The organism is Streptomyces sp. NPDC051987 (assembly GCF_040680735.1).
Taxonomy (GTDB): Bacteria; Actinomycetota; Actinomycetes; order Streptomycetales; family Streptomycetaceae; genus Streptomyces.
In genome coordinates this window covers 39,287-56,699 of sequence record NZ_JBFAXI010000029.1, presented here as the reverse complement: position 1 = coordinate 56,699, position 17,413 = coordinate 39,287, and the positions used below count along the sequence as shown (strand labels likewise).

At 69.8% G+C, this 17,413-nt stretch carries 18 protein-coding genes and 2 pseudogenes; 5 read left to right on the top strand and 15 right to left on the bottom strand.

The window, feature by feature from the left end:
• Positions 1 to 5: 5 nt before the first annotated feature.
• Genes nuoK through AB0M11_RS17995 form a run of 11 tightly spaced genes read right to left on the bottom strand, consistent with a single transcriptional unit; the run spans position 6 to position 10,844 of the window.
• Complete coding sequence (gene nuoK, locus AB0M11_RS18045) at positions 6 to 305, bottom strand: NADH-quinone oxidoreductase subunit NuoK (RefSeq protein WP_046726439.1); 300 nt, start codon at positions 303 to 305, stop codon at positions 6 to 8.
• Positions 302 to 1,147, bottom strand: a complete 846-nt coding sequence (locus tag AB0M11_RS18040) for an NADH-quinone oxidoreductase subunit J (RefSeq protein WP_365706442.1) — start codon at positions 1,145 to 1,147, stop codon at positions 302 to 304. Before AB0M11_RS18040 ends, nuoK begins: the two co-directional genes overlap by 4 nt.
• On the bottom strand, positions 1,144 to 1,785 hold the full coding sequence (gene nuoI / locus AB0M11_RS18035) for an NADH-quinone oxidoreductase subunit NuoI (protein WP_365706440.1): 642 nt from the start codon (positions 1,783 to 1,785) through the stop codon (positions 1,144 to 1,146). Before nuoI ends, AB0M11_RS18040 begins: the two co-directional genes overlap by 4 nt.
• On the bottom strand, positions 1,778 to 3,142 hold the full coding sequence (gene nuoH / locus AB0M11_RS18030; protein ID WP_365706438.1) for an NADH-quinone oxidoreductase subunit NuoH: 1,365 nt from the start codon (positions 3,140 to 3,142) through the stop codon (positions 1,778 to 1,780). The genes nuoI and nuoH overlap by 8 nt, the downstream gene beginning before the upstream one ends.
• On the bottom strand, positions 3,139 to 5,643 hold the full coding sequence (locus tag AB0M11_RS18025) for an NADH-quinone oxidoreductase subunit G (protein WP_365706436.1): 2,505 nt from the start codon (positions 5,641 to 5,643) through the stop codon (positions 3,139 to 3,141). The genes nuoH and AB0M11_RS18025 overlap by 4 nt, the downstream gene beginning before the upstream one ends.
• Complete coding sequence (gene nuoF, locus AB0M11_RS18020; RefSeq protein WP_365706434.1) at positions 5,640 to 6,989, bottom strand: NADH-quinone oxidoreductase subunit NuoF; 1,350 nt, start codon at positions 6,987 to 6,989, stop codon at positions 5,640 to 5,642. The genes AB0M11_RS18025 and nuoF overlap by 4 nt, the downstream gene beginning before the upstream one ends.
• On the bottom strand, positions 6,986 to 7,861 hold the full coding sequence (gene nuoE / locus AB0M11_RS18015; protein WP_365706432.1) for an NADH-quinone oxidoreductase subunit NuoE: 876 nt from the start codon (positions 7,859 to 7,861) through the stop codon (positions 6,986 to 6,988). The genes nuoF and nuoE overlap by 4 nt, the downstream gene beginning before the upstream one ends.
• A complete protein-coding gene (locus tag AB0M11_RS18010; RefSeq protein WP_365706430.1) occupies positions 7,858 to 9,180 on the bottom strand; it encodes an NADH-quinone oxidoreductase subunit D in 1,323 nt (440 codons plus the stop codon). The genes nuoE and AB0M11_RS18010 overlap by 4 nt, the downstream gene beginning before the upstream one ends.
• Positions 9,177 to 9,920 (bottom strand): NADH-quinone oxidoreductase subunit C, encoded by a 744-nt coding sequence (locus AB0M11_RS18005; protein WP_365706428.1) that lies wholly within the window; start codon positions 9,918 to 9,920, stop codon positions 9,177 to 9,179. The genes AB0M11_RS18010 and AB0M11_RS18005 overlap by 4 nt, the downstream gene beginning before the upstream one ends.
• A complete protein-coding gene (locus AB0M11_RS18000) occupies positions 9,917 to 10,471 on the bottom strand; it encodes an NADH-quinone oxidoreductase subunit B family protein (RefSeq protein ID WP_152885510.1) in 555 nt (184 codons plus the stop codon). The genes AB0M11_RS18005 and AB0M11_RS18000 overlap by 4 nt, the downstream gene beginning before the upstream one ends.
• A 13-nt stretch (positions 10,472 to 10,484) precedes the next feature.
• Complete coding sequence (locus tag AB0M11_RS17995; protein WP_007383963.1) at positions 10,485 to 10,844, bottom strand: NADH-quinone oxidoreductase subunit A; 360 nt, start codon at positions 10,842 to 10,844, stop codon at positions 10,485 to 10,487.
• 769 nt (positions 10,845 to 11,613) lie between these two features.
• Here AB0M11_RS17995 and AB0M11_RS17990 point away from each other — a divergent pair.
• Together AB0M11_RS17990 and def are read left to right on the top strand one after the other, a co-directional pair.
• Entirely contained in the window at positions 11,614 to 12,417 is an 804-nt protein-coding gene (locus tag AB0M11_RS17990) for a C40 family peptidase (protein WP_365706426.1), read from the top strand.
• Between the two features lie 231 nt (positions 12,418 to 12,648).
• Entirely contained in the window at positions 12,649 to 13,275 is a 627-nt protein-coding gene (gene def, locus AB0M11_RS17985; RefSeq protein WP_365706424.1) for a peptide deformylase, read from the top strand.
• Between the two features lie 6 nt (positions 13,276 to 13,281).
• Here the strand turns inward: def and AB0M11_RS17980 are convergent, their stop codons facing one another.
• Positions 13,282 to 14,616: a geranylgeranyl reductase family protein gene (locus tag AB0M11_RS17980; protein WP_365706422.1), complete on the bottom strand. Its 1,335-nt coding sequence runs from the start codon at positions 14,614 to 14,616 to the stop codon at positions 13,282 to 13,284.
• 48 nt (positions 14,617 to 14,664) lie between these two features.
• On the opposite strand from AB0M11_RS17980, the gene AB0M11_RS17975 reads away from it, so the two are divergent.
• Both AB0M11_RS17975 and AB0M11_RS17970 read left to right on the top strand, forming a co-directional pair.
• Positions 14,665 to 15,201, top strand: coding sequence for a GNAT family N-acetyltransferase (locus tag AB0M11_RS17975; RefSeq protein ID WP_365706420.1), 537 nt, complete (start codon positions 14,665 to 14,667; stop codon positions 15,199 to 15,201).
• 110 nt (positions 15,202 to 15,311) lie between these two features.
• A complete protein-coding gene (locus AB0M11_RS17970; protein ID WP_365706418.1) occupies positions 15,312 to 15,620 on the top strand; it encodes a PASTA domain-containing protein in 309 nt (102 codons plus the stop codon).
• A gap of 15 nt (positions 15,621 to 15,635) precedes the next feature.
• Here the strand turns inward: AB0M11_RS17970 and AB0M11_RS17965 are convergent, their stop codons facing one another.
• Together AB0M11_RS17965 and AB0M11_RS17960 are read right to left on the bottom strand one after the other, a co-directional pair.
• On the bottom strand, positions 15,636 to 16,331 hold the full coding sequence (locus AB0M11_RS17965) for a demethylmenaquinone methyltransferase (RefSeq protein ID WP_365706416.1): 696 nt from the start codon (positions 16,329 to 16,331) through the stop codon (positions 15,636 to 15,638).
• 24 nt (positions 16,332 to 16,355) lie between these two features.
• Positions 16,356 to 16,484, bottom strand: a pseudogene (locus AB0M11_RS17960) (acyltransferase); the annotation flags it as partial.
• Between AB0M11_RS17960 and AB0M11_RS17955 the strand changes: the two are divergent.
• Positions 16,484 to 16,921: pseudogene (locus AB0M11_RS17955) on the top strand (hydrolase); the annotation flags it as partial. The pseudogenes AB0M11_RS17960 and AB0M11_RS17955 overlap by 1 nt on opposite strands.
• 38 nt (positions 16,922 to 16,959) lie before the next feature.
• On the opposite strand, the gene AB0M11_RS17950 reads toward AB0M11_RS17955, so the two are convergent.
• Positions 16,960 to 17,409, bottom strand: coding sequence for a hypothetical protein (locus AB0M11_RS17950; RefSeq protein ID WP_365706414.1), 450 nt, complete (start codon positions 17,407 to 17,409; stop codon positions 16,960 to 16,962).
• Positions 17,410 to 17,413: the final 4 nt, after the last annotated feature.

The window sequence follows — 17,413 nt, the reverse complement described above, 5'->3', positions numbered from 1 at the left end:
ACCCCTTACAGCTTCATCAGGCTGGCGTCGTCGACCGAGGCCGAGTGGCGGGTACGGAACAGCGACACGATGATCGCGAGCCCGACCACGACCTCCGCGGCGGCGACGACCATCGTGAAGAAGGCGATGATCTGGCCGTCGAGATTGCCGTGCATCCGGGAGAAGACGACGAACGCGAGGTTGCAGGCATTCAGCATCAGCTCGATGCACATGAAGACGACGATCGCGTTCCGTCTGATCAGCACACCGGTGGCGCCGATGGTGAACAACAGGGCGGCGAGGTAGAGGTAGTAGACGGGATTCACTTCGACGCCTCCTCGCTGCGCTTGAAGCCGGCGGGTTCGATCGGGGTGCGCTCCAGCCGGTCCTCGGAGCGCTGTTCGAGAGCCCGCAGGTCGCCCAGCGCCTCCGCGGACACGTCGCGCATCTGGCCGCGGTCGCGGAGCGTCCTGCTGACGGTGAGCTCGGACGGGGTGCCGTCGGGGAGCAGGCCGGCGATGTCCACGGCGTTGTGCCGGGCGTAGACGCCGGGGGCGGGCAGCGGCGGCACGTGCTTGCCTTCGCGGACGCGCTGTTCGGACTGCTCGCGCTGGGTCCTGGCGCGTTCGGTGCGCTCGCGGTGGGTGAGCACCATGGCCCCGACGGCGGCGGTGATGAGCAGGGCGCCGGTGATCTCGAAGGCGTAGACGTACTTGGTGAAGATGAGGGCGGCGAGGCCCTGCACGTTGCCGTTGGCGTTGGCCTGGCCGGTGCCTTGGAAGTTCTTCAGGGAGGCGTTGGCGATGCCCGCGAGGAGCAGGACACCGAAGCCGGCCCCGCACAGCAGGGCCAGCCAGCGCTGGCCCTTGATGGTCTCCTTCAGGGAGTCGGCGGCGGTCACGCCGACCAGCATCACCACGAAGAGGAACAGCATCATGATCGCGCCGGTGTAGACCACGATCTGCACGATGCCGAGGAAGTAGGCGCCGTTGGCGAGGTAGAACACCGCCAGGATGATCATGGTTCCGGCGAGGGACAGCGCGCTGTGCACGGCCCGCTTCATGAAGACGGTGGACAGCGCACCGATCACGGCGACGGTGCCGAGGACCCAGAACTGGAAGGCCTCGCCGGTGGAGGTGGCGTAGGCGGCGAGCTGCTGCGGGTTCATCGGCCGATCACCTCCTGCGAGGCCGGTTCGTCCGGGCCCGAGGTGGCGTCGGCTTCCTGCGGGGCTTCGCCCTTGGAGACGGCCACCTGGCGTACGGTCCCGGGCGCGGCCTCGGTGACCAGGCCCCGGTAGTAGTCCTGTTCGTCGGTCCCCGGGAAGATCGCGTGCGGCGTGTCGACCATGCCCTCTTCGAGGCCGGCGAGGAGCTGTTCCTTGGTGTAGATGAGGTTCGCGCGGCTGCTGTCGGCCAGTTCGAACTCGTTGGTCATCGTCAGCGCGCGCGTGGGGCACGCCTCGATGCACAGGCCGCACAGGATGCAGCGGGCGTAGTTGATCTGGTAGACGCGGCCGTAGCGCTCGCCGGGCGAGTAGCGCTCCTCGTCGGTGTTGTCGGCGCCCTCCACGTAGATGGCGTCGGCGGGGCAGGCCCAGGCGCACAGCTCGCAGCCGACGCACTTCTCCAGGCCGTCCGGATGGCGGTTGAGCTGGTGCCGTCCGTGGAACCGCGGGGCCGTGGTCTTCTTCTGCTCCGGGTACTGCTCGGTCAGCCGCTTCTTGAACATGGCCTTGAAGGTCACGCCGAAGCCGGCCACGGGGTTCTGGAAACCGGGCTTGGTCTCCTTGGGCTCCTCAGCCATCGGACGCCTCCTTTCCATCCGTAGATCCGTCACTGACAGTGTCCGGTCCACCACTGACAATCAGCTCCCGCTCCCGGCGGGGCCTGCGCCGGGGCACCGGCGGCAGTTCCTGTCCGGGCAGCGGCGGTACGGGGAAGCCGCCCGCCATCGGGTCGAACGCGGCCGGTTCGGCGGCGGGCTGCGCGGCCTCCTTGCCCTGGTCGCGGAACATGTCGACGACGAAGGACAGGACCAGCAGGGCGAGGATCCCGCCGCCGACGTAGAGGGCGATGTCGGCGAAGCCGTAGTTCTGGTTGCGCAGGGTCCGCACGGTCGCGACGAGCATCAGCCAGACGACGGAAACCGGGATGAGGACCTTCCAGCCGAGCTTCATCAGCTGGTCGTAGCGCACCCGCGGGAGGGTGCCGCGCACCCAGACGAAGCCGAACAGCAGCAGGACGACCTTGGCGACGAACCAGAGCATCGGCCACCAGCCGTGGTTGGCGCCCGCCCAGACGGTGCTGATCGGCCAGGGGGCCCGCCAGCCGCCGAGGAACAGGGTGGTCGACACGGCCGAGACGGTCACCATGTTGACGTACTCGGCGAGCATGAACATCGCGAACTTGATCGACGAGTACTCGGTGTTGAAGCCGCCGACCAGGTCGCCCTCGGACTCGGGCATGTCGAAGGGGGCGCGGTTGGTCTCGCCGATCATGGTGACGACGTAGAGGACGAACGAGACCGGCAGCAACAGGATGTACCAGCGGCCCTGTTGCTGGTCGACGATCGTGGACGTCGACATCGACCCGGAGTACAGGAACACGGAGGCGAACGCGGCGCCCATGGCGATCTCGTAGGAGATCATCTGGGCGCAGGAGCGCAGGCCGCCGAGGAGCGGATAGGTGGAGCCGGAGCTCCAGCCGGCGAGGACGATGCCGTAGATGCCGACGGAGGCGACCGCGAGGATGTAGAGCATCGCGATCGGCAGGTCGGTGAGCTGCATCGTGGTGCGGTGGCCGAAGATGGAGATCTCGTTGTCGGCCGGACCGAACGGGATGACCGCGATGGCCATGAACGCCGGGATCGCCGCGACGATCGGCGCGAGGACGTAGACGGCCTTGTCCGCGCGTTTGACGACGACGTCTTCCTTGAGCATCAGCTTGATGCCGTCGGCGAGCGACTGCAGCATGCCCCAGGGGCCGTGCCGGTTGGGGCCGATGCGCAGCTGCATCCAGGCGACGACCTTGCGCTCCATCACGATGGAGATCAGCACGGTCACCATCAGGAAGGCGAAGCAGAAGACCGCTTTGAGGACGACCAGCCACCAGGGGTCGCGGCCGAACATGGAGAGGTCTTCAGCGGCGAGGAACGGGCTCATGCCTCCACCTCCTTGGGTGCCTCACCGGCGGTGTCCGCCGGGCCGATGCGGACGAGGGAGCCGGGCAGGGCGCCGGTGTCGGAGGCGACGCCGCCGCCGACCGAGTTCAGCGGGACCCACACCACCCGGTCGGTCATGTCGGTGATCCGGAGCGGGAGTTCGACGGTGCCGGAGCTCCCGGTGACGGCGATGAGGCCGCCGTTCTCGACGCCCGCCTCGGCCGCGGTCGCCGCGGACACGCGCGCGTGGGCGGCGTGCCGGGTGCCTGCCAGTGCCTCGTCGCCCTCCTGGAGGACGCCCTGGTCGAGGAGGAGCCGGTGCCCGGCGAGCACCGCCTCCCCGGCCGCGGGCCGCGGCAGCGGCGCGGTCGTCTCCAGCGGGTCGGAGGCCCTCGCCCCGTCCCAGGCGCCGAGCCGGTCCAGTTCCGCCCGCGCGGTGCGCAGGTCGGGCAGGCCGAGGTGGACGTCCATGGCGTCGGCGAGCATCTGCAGCACGCGCGCGTCGGTGGGCGGGAGCCGCCGGGTCATCTGCTCCGGCTTGAGGGCGGCCTCGAACAGACGCGCCCGGCCTTCCCAGTTGAGGAAGGTGCCGGCCTTCTCGGCGACCGCGGCGACCGGCAGGACGACGTCGGCGTGTTCGGTGACCTCGCTGGGCCGCAGCTCCAGCGAGACCAGGAAGCCGACGGCTTCGAGTGCGGCACGCGCGCGTGCCGGGTCGGGCAGGTCGGCGACCTCGACGCCGGCGACCAGCAGGGCGGAGAGCTCGCCGCGGGCGGCGGCCTCGACGATCTCGCCGGTGTCGCGGCCGTAGCGGAGCGGGAGTTCGGCGACGCCCCAGACGGCGGCGACCTCCGCACGCGCGCGGGGGTCGGTGGCCGGACGGCCGCCGGGCAGCAGCGACGGCAGCGCACCGGCCTCGATCGCACCGCGCTCACCGGCCCGGCGCGGGATCCACACCAGCCGGGCGCCGGTTGCGGTGGCGGCCCGAACGGCGGCGGTGAGGCCGCCGGCGACCGACGCCAGCCGCTCTCCGACGACGATCACCGCGCCCTCGGTGCGCAGCGCCTCGGCGGCCCGGGTACCGGGCTCTTCGAGGCCGACGCCGCTCGCCAGGGCGTCCAGCCACTCGGTCTCGGTGCCGGGCGCGGCCGGCAGCAGCGTGCCGCCGGCCTTCTCCAGCCCGCGGGTGGGGTGGGTGGCGAGCGCGTACACCTGCTGTTTGCGCTTGCGCCAGGCCTTGCGCAGCCGCAGGAAGACGCCAGGGGCCTCCTCCTCCGACTCGAACCCGACCAGCAGGACGGCGGGCGCCTTCTCCAGGGAGGTGTAGGTGACGCCCGTGCCGTCCAGGTCGTGGCCGCGGCCGGCGATCCGGGCGGCCAGGAAGTCGGCCTCCTCGCCGCTGTGCACGCGCGCGCGGAAGTCGATGTCGTTGGTGTCCAGGGCCACGCGCGCGAACTTGCTGTACGCGTAGGCGTCCTCGACGGTGAGCCGGCCGCCGGTGAGGACGCCGGCACGGGAGCGGGCGGCGGCCAGTCCCCGGGCGGCCGCTTCAAGGGCCTCGGGCCAGGAGGCGGGTTCGAGGACACCCTGGTCGTTGCGGACCAGCGGGGTCTCCAGACGGTCCTTCTGCTGCGCGTACCGGAACGCGAAGCGTCCCTTGTCGCAGATCCACTCCTCGTTGACCTCGGGGTCGTTGGCGGCGAGCCGCCGCATGACCTTGCCGCGCCGGTGGTCGGTGCGGGTGGCGCAGCCGCCCGAGCAGTGCTCGCACACGGACGGCGAGGAGACCAGGTCGAAGGGGCGGGAGCGGAAGCGGTACGCCGCCGAGGTCAGCGCGCCCACCGGGCAGATCTGGATGGTGTTCCCGGAGAAGTACGACTCGAACGGGTCGCCCTCGCCGGTGCCGACCTGCTGCAGCGCGCCGCGCTCCAGGAGCTCGATCATCGGGTCGCCGGCGACCTGGTTGGAGAACCGGGTGCAGCGGGCGCACAGGACGCACCGTTCGCGGTCCAGGACCACCTGGGTGGAGATCGGGACGGGCTTGGCGTAGGTGCGCTTCCTGCCGTCGAAGCGGGACTCGGCGTTGCCGTGCGACATCGCCTGGTTCTGCAGCGGGCACTCGCCGCCCTTGTCGCAGACCGGGCAGTCCAGCGGGTGGTTGATCAGCAGCAGTTCCATCACACCGTGCTGGGCCTTCTCGGCCACGGGTGAGGTGAGGTGAGTCTTCACCACCATGCCGTCCGTACAGGTGATCGTGCAGGACGCCATGGGCTTGCGCTGGCCCTCGACCTCGACGATGCACTGGCGGCAGGCGCCGGCCGGGTCGAGCAGGGGGTGGTCGCAGAAGCGCGGGATCTCGATGCCGAGTTGTTCGGCGGCGCGGATGACCAGGGTGCCCTTGGGCACACTGATCTCGATGCCGTCGATCGTCAGCGTGACGAGGTCCTGCGGCGGGACCGCCGCCGTTCCCCCCGAGGAGGGGGAACTCGTGGTCACGGTCATGCGTTCACCTCCGGGCGGTCCGCCCAGGCCGTCGACTTGGCCGGGTCGAAGGGGCAGCCCCGGCCCGTGATGTGCTGTTCGTACTCCTCGCGGAAGTACTTGAGCGAGGAGAAGATCGGGGACGCCGCGCCGTCGCCGAGGGCGCAGAAGGACTTGCCGTTGATGTTGTCGGCGATGTCGTTCAGCTTGTCGAGGTCGGACATGACGCCCTTGCCCGCCTCGATGTCGCGCAGCAGCTGGACGAGCCAGTAGGTGCCTTCGCGGCAGGGCGTGCACTTGCCGCAGGACTCGTGGGCGTAGAACTCGGTCCAGCGGGTGACGGCGCGCACCACGCAGGTGGTCTCGTCGAAGCACTGGAGCGCTTTGGTGCCGAGCATGGAACCGGCGGCGCCCACTCCTTCGTAGTCCAGGGGGACGTCGAGGTGTTCGTCGGTGAACATCGGCGTCGAGGAGCCGCCGGGGGTCCAGAACTTCAGGCGGTGGCCGGTGCGCATCCCGCCGCTCATGTCGAGGAGCTGGCGCAGGGTGACGCCGAGCGGTGCCTCGTACTGGCCGGGGCTCGCGACGTGGCCGCTGAGGGAGTAGAGCGTGAAGCCGGGTGACTTCTCGCTCCCCATCGACCTGAACCATTCCTTGCCCTTGTGCAGGATGGCGGGAACCGAGGCGATGGACTCGACGTTGTTCACCACAGTCGGGCAGGCATAGAGCCCTTCGACAGCAGGGAAGGGGGGACGCAGCCGCGGTTGGCCGCGGCGGCCTTCGAGCGAGTCGAGCAGCGCGGTCTCCTCACCGCAGATGTACGCGCCGGCGCCGGCGTGCACGGTGAGTTGCAGGTCGAGTCCGCTGCCGAGGATGTTCTCGCCGAGGAAGCCGGCCGCGTAGGCCTCGCGCACGGCCTCGTGCAACCGCCGCAGGACGGGGACGACTTCACCCCGCAGGTAGATGAAGGCGTGCGACGACCGGATGGCGTAGCACGCGATCACGATGCCCTCGATGAGGCTGTGCGGGTTGGCGAAGAGGAGCGGGATGTCCTTGCAGGTCCCGGGCTCGGATTCGTCGGCGTTGACAACCAGATAATGCGGTTTGCCGTCTCCCTGCGGGATGAACTGCCACTTCATCCCGGTGGGGAAGCCCGCGCCGCCGCGGCCGCGCAGTCCGGACTCCTTGACATAGGCGATCAGGTCGTCCGGTGACATGGCGAGCGCCTTGCGGAGCCCCTCGTATCCCTCGTGCCTGCGGTAGACGTCGAGCGTCCAGGACCGGTCCTCGTCCCAGAAGGCCGACAGCACGGGTGCGAGCAGCTTCTCGGGGCTGGTGTCCTTGAGGTCGGGTACCACGCTCATCACTCCCCCTCCTCGGCGGCAGGCCCTGCCGGGTGCGACGGGTCGGAGGCCGAGGTCTCCTGCGGTGCGTCGTGGGAACTGAGGTGCTCGGTCGGCGACGGCTCGTGCACCGGCCGGTCCGGCCGGCTCTGCGTCTCCTGCGGACCTCCGCGTGGATGGACGACGCGCGCGGGTGCGGCCTCACCCCGTGCCAGGCGGAGGCCCACCAGCGACGCGGGTCCCGCACTCCCGCCCTCCTCGACGGCCCCGGGCCGCTCGTCGGGGAAGCCGGCCAGGATCCGCGCGGTCTCCTTGAAGGTGCACAGCCGGGCGCCGCGCGTGGGCTGGACGTCCCGGCCCGCGCGCAGGTCGTCGACCAGGCGTTTGGCGCTGGCCGGGGTCTGGTTGTCGAAGAACTCCCAGTTGACCATCACGACGGGCGCGAAGTCGCAGGCCGCGTTGCACTCGATGTGTTCCAGGGTGACCTTGCCGTCGCCGGTGGTCTCGCCGTTGCCGACGCCCAGGTGCTCCTGGAGGGTCTCGAAGATCGCGTCACCCCCCATGACCGCGCACAGCGTGTTGGTGCAGACGCCCACCTGGTAGTCGCCGGAGGGCTTGCGCCGGTACATGGTGTAGAAGGTGGCGACGGCGGTGACCTCGGCCGTGGTCAGCTCCAGGACGTCCGCACAGAACTGCATCCCGGTGCGGGTGACGTGGCCCTCCTCCGCCTGCACGAGGTGCAGCAGCGGCAGCAGGGCGGACCGGGAGTCGGGGTAGCGGGCGACGATGTCGCGCGCGTCCGCCTCCAGGCGGGTCCGGACGTCGTCCGGGTACGCGGGCGCGGGCAGCTCGGGCATGCCCAGGCTGACACCGCGCTCCGAGGAAGAGGTGGTCACCGGTCGACGCCTCCCATCACGGGGTCGATGGACGCCACCGCGACGATGACGTCGGCGACCTGGCCGCCCTCGCACATCGCCGCCATGGCCTGCAGGTTGGTGAAGGACGGGTCGCGGAAGTGGACCCGGTAGGGGCGGGTGCCGCCGTCGGACACGGCGTGCACGCCGAGTTCGCCCTTGGGGGACTCGACAGCCGCGTAGGCCTGTCCGGGCGGCACCCGGAAGCCCTCGGTGACCAGCTTGAAGTGGTGGATCAGGGCCTCCATGGAGGTGCCCATGATCTTCTTGATGTGGTCGAGGGAGTTGCCGAGGCCGTCCGGCCCGAGGGCGAGCTGGGCGGGCCAGGCGATCTTCTTGTCGGCGACCATGACCGGTCCGGGCTGGAGCCGGTCCAGGCACTGCTCGACGATCCCGAGCGACTGGCGCATCTCCTCCAGGCGGACCAGGAAGCGGCCGTAGGCGTCGCAGGTGTCGGCGGTCGGGATCTCGAAGTCGTACGTCTCGTAGCCGCAGTAGGGCTGTGCCTTGCGCAGGTCGTGCGGCAGGCCGGCGGAGCGCAGGATGGGACCGGTGGCGCCGAGGGCCATGCAGCCGGCCAGGTCGAGGTAGCCGATGTCCTGCATGCGGGCCTTGAAGATGGGGTTCCCGGTGGCGAGCTTGTCGTACTCCGGGAGGTTCTTGCGCATCTTCTTCACGAACTCGCGGATCTGGTCGACCGCGCCGGGCGGCAGGTCCTGGGCGAGGCCGCCGGGGCGGATGTAGGCGTGGTTCATCCGCAGGCCGGTGATCAGTTCGTAGAGATCGAGAATCATTTCACGATCACGGAAACCGTAGATCATGATCGTGGTGGCGCCGAGCTCCATGCCGCCGGTGGCGATGCACACCAGGTGGGAGGAGAGCCGGTTCAACTCCATCAGGAGCACCCGGATGATCTTGGCGCGTTCGGTGATCTGGTCCTCGATGCCGAGGAGCTTCTCGACGGCGAGACAGTAGGCGGTCTCGTTGAAGAAGGACGTCAGGTAGTCCATGCGCGTCACGAACGTGGTGCCCTGCGTCCACGTGCGGAACTCGAGGTTCTTCTCGATCCCGGTGTGGAGGTAGCCGATGCCGCAGCGGGCCTCGGTGACCGTCTCGCCGTCGATCTCCAGGATGAGGCGGAGCACTCCATGGGTGGACGGGTGCTGGGGACCCATGTTGACGACGATGCGCTCGTCGTCCGCGCGGGCCGCGGACTGGACGATCTCGTCCCAGTCGCCGCCGGTGACCGTGTAGACGGTGCCCTCGGTGGTCTCCCGCGGAGTTGCGTGCTGCGTGCTCATGAGTACGACCTCCGCTGGTCCGGAGCCGGGATCTGGGCGCCCTTGTACTCGACGGGGATGCCGCCGAGGGGGTAGTCCTTGCGCTGCGGATGGCCCTGCCAGTCGTCCGGCATCATGATCCGCGTCAGGGCCGGGTGACCGTCGAAGACGATTCCGAAGAAGTCGTAGGTCTCGCGCTCGTGCCAGTCGTTGGTCGGGTAGACGGAGACCAGGGACGGGATGTGCGGGTCGGCGTCCGGGGCGCTGACCTCCAGGCGGATCAGCCGGTTGTGGGTGATCGAGCGCAGGTGGTAGACGGCGTGCAGCTCGCGGCCCTTGTCGTGCAGGTAGTGGACGCCGCTGACGCCGGTGCACAGTTCGAAGCGCAGGGCCGGGTCGTCGCGCAGGGTGCGGGCGACGCGCGGCAGGTGCTCGCGTTCGACGTGGAAGGTGAGCTCGCCGCGGTCGACGACCGTCTTCTCGATGGCGTTCTCGGGAAGGAGGCCCTGTTCCTCCAGGGCGCCCTCCAGCTCGTCGGCGACCTCGTCGAACCAGCCGCCGTAGGGGCGGGTCGCGGGTCCCGGGAGGCGGACCGAGCGGACCAGGCCGCCGTAGCCGGAGGTGTCGCCGCCGTTGTTCGCGCCGAACATGCCGCGCTGGACGCGGATCTCCTCACCGCCCTGGCCGCGCTGGCCGGGGAGGTTGTCGGCGGCGAGGTCCTTCTCGGGGTTGACCCCGTTGTGGCCGTTCGCGTCGCTCACCGCAGCAGCCCCTTCATCTCGATCGTGGGCAGGGCCTTGAGCGCCGCCTCCTCCGCCTCCCGGGCCGCTTCCCTCGCGTTGACGCCGAGCTTGGAGGTCTGGATCTTCTGGTGGAGCTTGAGGATCGCGTCCATCAGCATCTCCGGGCGCGGCGGGCAGCCGGGCAGGTAGATGTCGACGGGGACGATGTGGTCGACGCCCTGGACGATCGCGTAGTTGTTGAACATGCCGCCCGAGGAGGCGCAGACGCCCATGGAGATCACCCACTTGGGGTTGGGCATCTGGTCGTAGACCTGCCTGAGCACCGGCGCCATCTTCTGGCTGACCCGGCCGGCGACGATCATGAGGTCGGCCTGGCGGGGTGAGCCGCGGAAGACCTCCATGCCGAAGCGGGCCAGGTCGTAACGGCCGGCGCCGGTGGTCATCATCTCGATGGCGCAGCAGGCGAGGCCGAAGGTGGCGGGGAAGACGGACGCCTTGCGCACCCAGCCGGCGGCCTGCTCGACGGTGGTCAGCAGGAATCCGCTCGGCAGCTTTTCTTCGAGTCCCATGACGTAAAGCCCCTCAGTCCCATTCCAGGCCGCCGCGCCGCCACACGTACGCGTAGGCGACGAAGACGGTGAGCACGAAGAGCAGCATCTCCACGAGCCCGAAGACACCCAGGGCGTCGAAGGTGACGGCCCAGGGGTAGAGGAAGACGATCTCGATGTCGAAGACGATGAAGAGCATCGCCGTCAGGTAGTACTTGATCGGGAAACGCCCGCCGCCGGCCGGCGTGGGGGTCGGCTCGATTCCGCACTCGTAGGCTTCGAGCTTGGCGCGGTTGTACCGCTTCGGACCGATCAGCGTGGCCATGACCACGGAGAAGATCGCAAAGCCTGCCCCGAGGGCTCCCAGTACGAGGATGGGCGCATAGGCGTTCACCGCTCCTCGCTCCTCTCAGTCGGCACTGACTGGTGGCGGTTCGGATCGGGCTTCCCACCTGCCTCGTCCGTCACGCGAACCCCGCGCGTCCCGGGCGAAGATCGCGAACATGTGAAGCAGGTCACAAGCCCAACTGCCTCGCATCTTATGCCCGCCGCTCTGTGATCTGCGACACGGGGTATTGCACAAGCTTTGTGATCTCCACCACCTGACGATCGATCATGAAGTCGGATGAGTGGTGATCTTCACACGCGAAGCGTTCAGGTGATCACCAGAAGTGACATTTTCGATCGTCGATGCAGGCGGGAGAAGGTTTCGAGCGGGCGTCTCTATATCAAGAGAGTTCCTCTGCATGCAAATTGGCGATGGACGGGACTCCTTGATAGAGGACCGCGTTCACACGTCGGAGGGAGATGGGGGAGGCGATGTGGACGCGTGCACGCGTTCACGAACCCGGGCGGACCCGACACCGGCTCCGCACCCGCGCGAGACGCCTCCCTCCCGGTGACCGTTCCGTGACCTCCGCCACATGGATAAGAGGCGCCTGAGAACGGGGCTTGGCCAATCATCGCAACCGATGGTAAGTCGGGGGCAATTCGGACGTAACAGCGAAACAGCGTGATCACGGGCTTGATCGCGAGAGTCCGCAATGTCCGTTACGGCGTCAATAAAGAAAGACATGCGGGGGATTTGGCGTCTCGATTGAGCAACTGTGGCGCAGCACACGTTTCTTGTAGATATGAAGGAGCCCCTGATACCGGTTGTTCCCATGTCCCACACCGCTCACATACGCAGCCACCGGAAGCCCCGCCGCAGCGCGACGACAAGCATCGCCGTGCGCGCCGGAGTTGCCAGTGGTGTCCTCGGCATGGCAGCGGCGGGCGCGGCCTCGGCGAGTGCCGCCGAACCCGTGACGCAGACGCTCGAACTGCCCACCCTGACGGCCGATCTGGCCACTCAGGTGGCCCAGTCCGCCGACGCCACGCAGCAGGCCGCGGCGAACTACACCCTCCAGGCCGAGCGCGACGCGGCCGCCGCAAATGCCGCGAAGCAGGCCAAGGCGGACCTCGCCCAGGCCAAGCAGAAGGCCGAGGCCAAGAAGAAGGCCGAGGAGGCCCGCAAGGCCGCCGCGGAGCGCGCCGCCTCCCGCAGCGCCGAGCGGACCGTCCTCAGCGCCACCACGAGCTCCAGCACCTCCACGAGCACGTCCACGGCGACCGGTTCGGCCGCCGCGGTGGTCGCCTTCGTGAAGGCGCAGATCGGCGACGCCTACGTCTCCGGCGGCACGGGCCCCAACTCGTGGGACTGCTCGGGCCTCGTCCAGGCCGCCTTCAAGTCCGTCGGCGTCAGCCTGCCGCGCGTCTCCCAGGACCAGTCGACGCAGGGCACCCAGGTCTCGCTGAGCAACCTCCAGCCCGGCGACATCCTCTACTGGGGCAGCGCGGGCAGCGCGTACCACGTGGCGGTGTACGTCGGTGACGGCATGTTCGTCGGCGCGCAGAACCCCTCCAGCGGTGTGGGTGAGCACCCGCTGTCGTACGACCCGCCGACCGGCGCGGTGCGGGTGCTCTGACAACCCGGGCAACGAGGACAACTCAGGCATCGCACAAGCACGGTAGGGCCGCAGCCGCTCGGGGGCAGCGGCCCTTCCGGCGTCCCCGCCCTTCTCCCGGTCGTCCACAGGACGCAGGAGGGCGCGAGGGTTTTCCACAGGCCCGCACATGATCCGGTGACTCCTGGGATGCTCGACGCAGGCCGCCCGCACACGGCGCGGCGGCCCGAGATCCGAGAAGGAGACACTGCGATGCCACGCGTCTTCGTCCAGGGGAAACCCCAGGACCACTACCCCCGGCACGCCCCCGAGGCCCGGCGCGGTTCGGTGCGCCGGATCACCGAGACCGGTGAGGAGGTCCTGCACAGGCCGTGCCGTGACGTCACCGAGTTCGGCCCCGACCTCGCCGCACTCATCGACGACATGTTCCTCACCATGTACATCGCCGACGGAGCCGGCCTCGCCGCCAACCAGGTCGGGGTCGACCTGCGGCTGTTCGTGTACGACTGCCCCGACGACGACGGTGTCCGACACGTCGGGCACCTCGTCAACCCGGTGCTGGAGGCGTCGGACCCGGCCGGGCGGCGGCTGCTCGAGGACAGCGAGGGATGCCTGTCGGTGCCCGGTGCCGTCATGGACGTGCCGCGGCCGGACCGGGTGGTCGTGCACGGACAGGACAAAGACGGGAATCCGCTCACCATCGAGGGAACGGGGTATTTCGCCCGCTGCCTGGCACACGAGACCGACCATGTGAACGGACACGTGTATCTCGACCGGCTCTCCACGCGGGAGCGGAAGGAAGCGCTGCGCCAGGTGGCGGCCCGGCGGGAGGACGTCCATGCCCGCCGGGCCGCCAACATCGAGGCGATCGGTGCGTAGGAGCGGTCAGGCCTTCGGGGCCACCTTGCTCAGGCCGTTGATGATGCGGTCCATCGCGTCGCCGCCGGTCGGGTCGGTGAGGTTCGCCAGGAGCTTCAGGGTGAACTTCATCAGCAGCGGGTGGGTCAGGCCGCGCTGGGCGGCGATCTGCATGACCTTCGGGTTGCCGATGAGCTTCACGAAGGCGCGGCCCAGGGTGTAGTAGCCGCCGTAGGTGTCCTTGAGGACGCGCGGGTAGCGCTGCAGGGCCAGCTCGCGCCCGCCGGGCGTGGCCCGCGCGTGGGCCTGGACGATGACGTCGGCGGCGATCTGGCCGGACTCCATGGCGTAGGCGATGCCCTCGCCGTTGAAGGGGTTCACCAGGCCGCCGGCGTCGCCGACGAGGAGGAGGCCGCGCGTGTAGTGGGGCTGGCGGTTGAAGGCCATGGGGAGGGCGGCGCCGCGGATCGGGCCGGTCATGTTCTCGGGGGTGTAGCCCCAGTCCTCGGGCATGGAGGCGCACCAGGCCTTGAGGACCTCGCGCCAGTCCAGTTCCTTGAAGGAGTCGGAGGTGTTCAGGACGCCGAGACCCACGTTGGAGGTGCCGTCGCCCATGCCGAAGATCCAGCCGTAGCCGGGCAGCAGGCGGTCCTGGGGGCCGCGGCGGTCCCAGAGTTCCAGCCAGGACTCCAGGTAGTCGTCGTCATGGCGGGGGGAGGTGAAGTAGGTCCGGACGGCCACGCCCATCGGGCGGTCCTCGCGGCGGTGCAGGCCCATCGCGAGGGAGAGCCGGGTGGAATTGCCGTCGGCGGCCACGACGAGCGGGGCGTGGAAGGTGACCTCCCGCTTCTCCTCACCGAGCTTGGCGTGCACACCGGTGATCCGGCCGGTGCGGTCGTCGACGATCGGGGCGCCGACGTTGCAGCGCTCGTAGAGGCGGGCGCCCGCCTTCTGCGCCTGCCGGGCGAGCTGTTCGTCGAAGTCGTCGCGTTTGCGGACCAGGCCGTAGTCGGGGAAGGAGGCGAGATCCGGCCAGTCGAGCTGGAGGCGGGTGCCGCCGCCGATGATGCGCAGGCCCTTGTTGCGCAGCCAGCCGGCCTCCTCGGAGATGTCGATGCCCATGGCGACCAGCTGCTTCACCGCGCGCGGGGTGAGTCCGTCGCCGCACACCTTCTCGCGCGGGAACTCGGTCTTCTCCAGCAGGAGGACGTCGAGGCCGGCCTTGGCGAGGTGGTAGGCCGTAGTGGAGCCGGCTGGCCCCGCGCCGACGACGATGACATCGGCGGTGTTTTCGGAGAGGGGCTCGGTCACGGCGGGGGCTCCCCAAGGCTCGAAATCTGCGTGCCGACCGGCACTGGACATGGGCAGTCTATTCAGCGGTACTGATCACCCTGCTGAAGGGCCGCCCCTGTGAACCGAGCTCTCCCCGCGGTACGGCTGCGTGTACCCACGCACGAGGACGCGTTCGCCTGGCACCGGGTCTTCGACGACCCGGAGGTCATGGAGTTCTACGGCGGGAGGTCCGCGGAGCTGTCCGTCTACGAGGAGCTCACCGCGCGCCAGCGCCGGCACGACGCGGAGCTCGGCTTCTGCCTGTGGACGATGACCGACGAGTCGGGAGAGGTCATCGGCTTCACCGGCGCCCAGCCGTGGGCCCCGGACTGGGGACCCCGGGGCGAGATCGAGATCGGGTGGCGGCTCGGGCGGCCCCACTGGGGCAAGGGGTACGTGACGGCGGCGGGGCACATGACGCTGGCGCGGCTGCGGGCGGCGGGGGTGCCGCGGGTGGTGGCGATGGTGCGGCCGGGGAACGAGCGGTCGGTCGCGGTCGCCCGGCGCCTCGGGATGGAGCTGGCGGAGACCTTCCCGCACCCGCGGCTCGCCGAGGAGGCGCTCTGCTTCCGGCTCGACCTGCGCGGCGACCACTCCGACAACTACAGAGAGTGACTATCTGTTACAGAAAGACACTTATTGCTTCCGATTGCCCTGCGCGGGGGGTTACCCTTCCAGTACCGCTGGGGGTGACATCTGTGCATATAACACCCAAAACACCCGAAGTGCGCGTGCCACGGCTCGTCGGCCTGATGGCCGTGGACGCGCGCGAGACCGCCCGGTCGCGGGGCCTGTTCCTGAACGCGCCGGACCGGCCGGACTTCCATCTCACGGTCGTCGACTACGTCGTGCGCCAGTTCCCGCAAGCCGGTGCCGAGGTGCCGCGGGACTCGATGGTGTACGTGTGGTTCGACTTCGGTGAGGGCGAGGGCGGCGGGGGCGTGCGCGAGCCGCGCGTGCCACGGCCGCCGAGCGGCGGACTGCAACGGGAGCTGGACCGGCCCGGGGACGCCTTCGAGGTGAGCAGCCGGTGAGTCGCCGGCCGGCGCTCAGGCCTCCTTGAAGCCCCGGTGCAGGGCGACGATCCCGCCGGTGAGGTTGCGCCAGGCCACCTTCGACCAGCCCGCCTCGCGCAGCCGTCCGGCCAGGGCGGGCTGGTCGGGCCAGGCACGGATGGACTCGGCGAGGTAGACGTAGGCGTCCGGGTTGGAGGAGACCGCGCGGGCGACCGGCGGCAGTGCACGCATCAGGTACTCGGTGTAGACGGTCCGCAGCGGCGCCCAGGTCGGGTGCGAGAACTCGCAGATCACGACCCGCCCGCCGGGCCGCGTCACCCGGTACATCTCGCGCAGGGCCGCGTCGGTGTCCTGGACGTTGCGCAGCCCGAAGGAGATCGTCACGGCGTCGAAGGTGTCGTCCCCGAACGGCAGCCGGGTGGCGTCCCCCGCGGTGAAGGGCATCCAGGCGTTGCGCCGCTTGCCGACCTGGAGCATCCCGAGGGAGAAGTCGCAGGGCACGACATAGGCGCCGGCCCGGACGAACGGCTGGGAGGAGGTGCCCGTGCCGGCCGCCAGGTCCAGGATCTTCTGCGCGGGGCGCGCGTCGACCGCCTTGGCGACCTCCTTGCGCCACTGGCGGTCCTGACCGAGCGACAGGACGTCGTTGGTCAGGTCGTACCGTTCCGCCACGTCGTCGAACATCGAGGCGACTTCGTGCGGCTGCTTGTTCAGGGAAGCGCGGGTCACGCCTGCCATTCTTGCAGCACGCCCTCAGGGCAGAAGCCTCGGCTTCTTCTTGGCGGCCACGTCCTCCACCCAGCCGCACGCCACGACGAACACCGCGATCAGGATCCAGCCGACGCCGAACATGAACCACTGGCTGTCCAGCGGGAGCCGGCGCGGGGTCGCCCTCGACGTACAACCTGGCCTTGGTGATCGCCGACGGCAGCGCTTGCACGCCCGCGTGGAACGGGACGGAGGCCGTCGGCAGTCCGGCCGTGAAGTCGCGGATCGCCCACCTCGCGGCCGCGTACGGCGCCGCGCTGGACGCCGTCGGTTCCACGCAGGCCGGCTTCGGCATCGAGGGCGACACGCTGACCGACGCCGCCTCGGTCGCCCTGCGGTCGCGGGCGATCGCGTTCCTCCAGAAGGAACGGCCCGGCCTGGAAGTCTCGTTCACGCTGCCGGTGATGCCGTCGGGGCTCGACTCCGACAGCCTCGCGCTGCACACGCAGCTGAGGAAGGTGTTCGGGCTGTCGGACGCGGGCGCGTGGGGCGGGATGGCGCTGACCTCGATGATCGGGGTGAACGACGTGGCCGGGGAGACGTTCTCGCTTGGTCGCGCGTTTCCCTCCGTGCCCCTTTCGGGGCGCTCTTACGTGCGCCGGTGGACCAGGCGGCCCGCGCACACCGTCGCGAGGCACTCCCCCGCCTCGTCGAACACCGCCAGGTCAGCCCGGCCGGACTCCGCGAGCGCCGGGGTCCGGGGCGCGTCCGGAGCAACTACCACGTCATTGCGCTCCGCCGCCGCTCTCAGTTCGGGTGAGTCGACGTACCGCTCCAGGACCGCTGCCGCCCCCCGCTTCAGCACGGCGTGCACGCGCTCACGTGGGCTCGGGGCGGCCGGGAGGGGTCCGTCGTGGAGGCGGGCGGGACCCAGCGCGCCGGGCCAGGTGCGGACCCGCGCCAGCGGGAAGCGCCCGCGCAGTTCCTCGTACGGCCCCACGGCGGCGATCCGGTCCTGCACGACGACCACCGCCCCGCTCGCGACCGGTTCGGCGTCCCAGGTGACGAAGACCCGGTCCGCCATGTGAATCGTCTGCACCTCT

What these genes read in the sequence shown, in the direction of transcription:
- AB0M11_RS18040 (WP_365706442.1), bottom strand. Translation starts at nt 1,147, where the DNA reads ATGAACCCGCAGCAGCTCGCCGCCTACGCCACCTCCACCGGCGAGGCC.
- nuoI (WP_365706440.1), bottom strand. Translation starts at nt 1,785, where the DNA reads ATGGCTGAGGAGCCCAAGGAGACCAAGCCCGGTTTCCAGAACCCCGTG.
- nuoH (WP_365706438.1), bottom strand. Translation starts at nt 3,142, where the DNA reads ATGAGCCCGTTCCTCGCCGCTGAAGACCTCTCCATGTTCGGCCGCGAC.
- AB0M11_RS18025 (WP_365706436.1), bottom strand. Translation starts at nt 5,643, where the DNA reads ATGACCGTGACCACGAGTTCCCCCTCCTCGGGGGGAACGGCGGCGGTC.
- AB0M11_RS18010 (WP_365706430.1), bottom strand. Translation starts at nt 9,180, where the DNA reads ATGAGCACGCAGCACGCAACTCCGCGGGAGACCACCGAGGGCACCGTC.
- AB0M11_RS18000 (WP_152885510.1), bottom strand. Translation starts at nt 10,471, where the DNA reads ATGGGACTCGAAGAAAAGCTGCCGAGCGGATTCCTGCTGACCACCGTC.
- AB0M11_RS17990 (WP_365706426.1), top strand. Translation starts at nt 11,614, where the DNA reads ATGTCCCACACCGCTCACATACGCAGCCACCGGAAGCCCCGCCGCAGC.
- def (WP_365706424.1), top strand. Translation starts at nt 12,649, where the DNA reads ATGCCACGCGTCTTCGTCCAGGGGAAACCCCAGGACCACTACCCCCGG.
- AB0M11_RS17980 (WP_365706422.1), bottom strand. Translation starts at nt 14,616, where the DNA reads ATGTCCAGTGCCGGTCGGCACGCAGATTTCGAGCCTTGGGGAGCCCCC.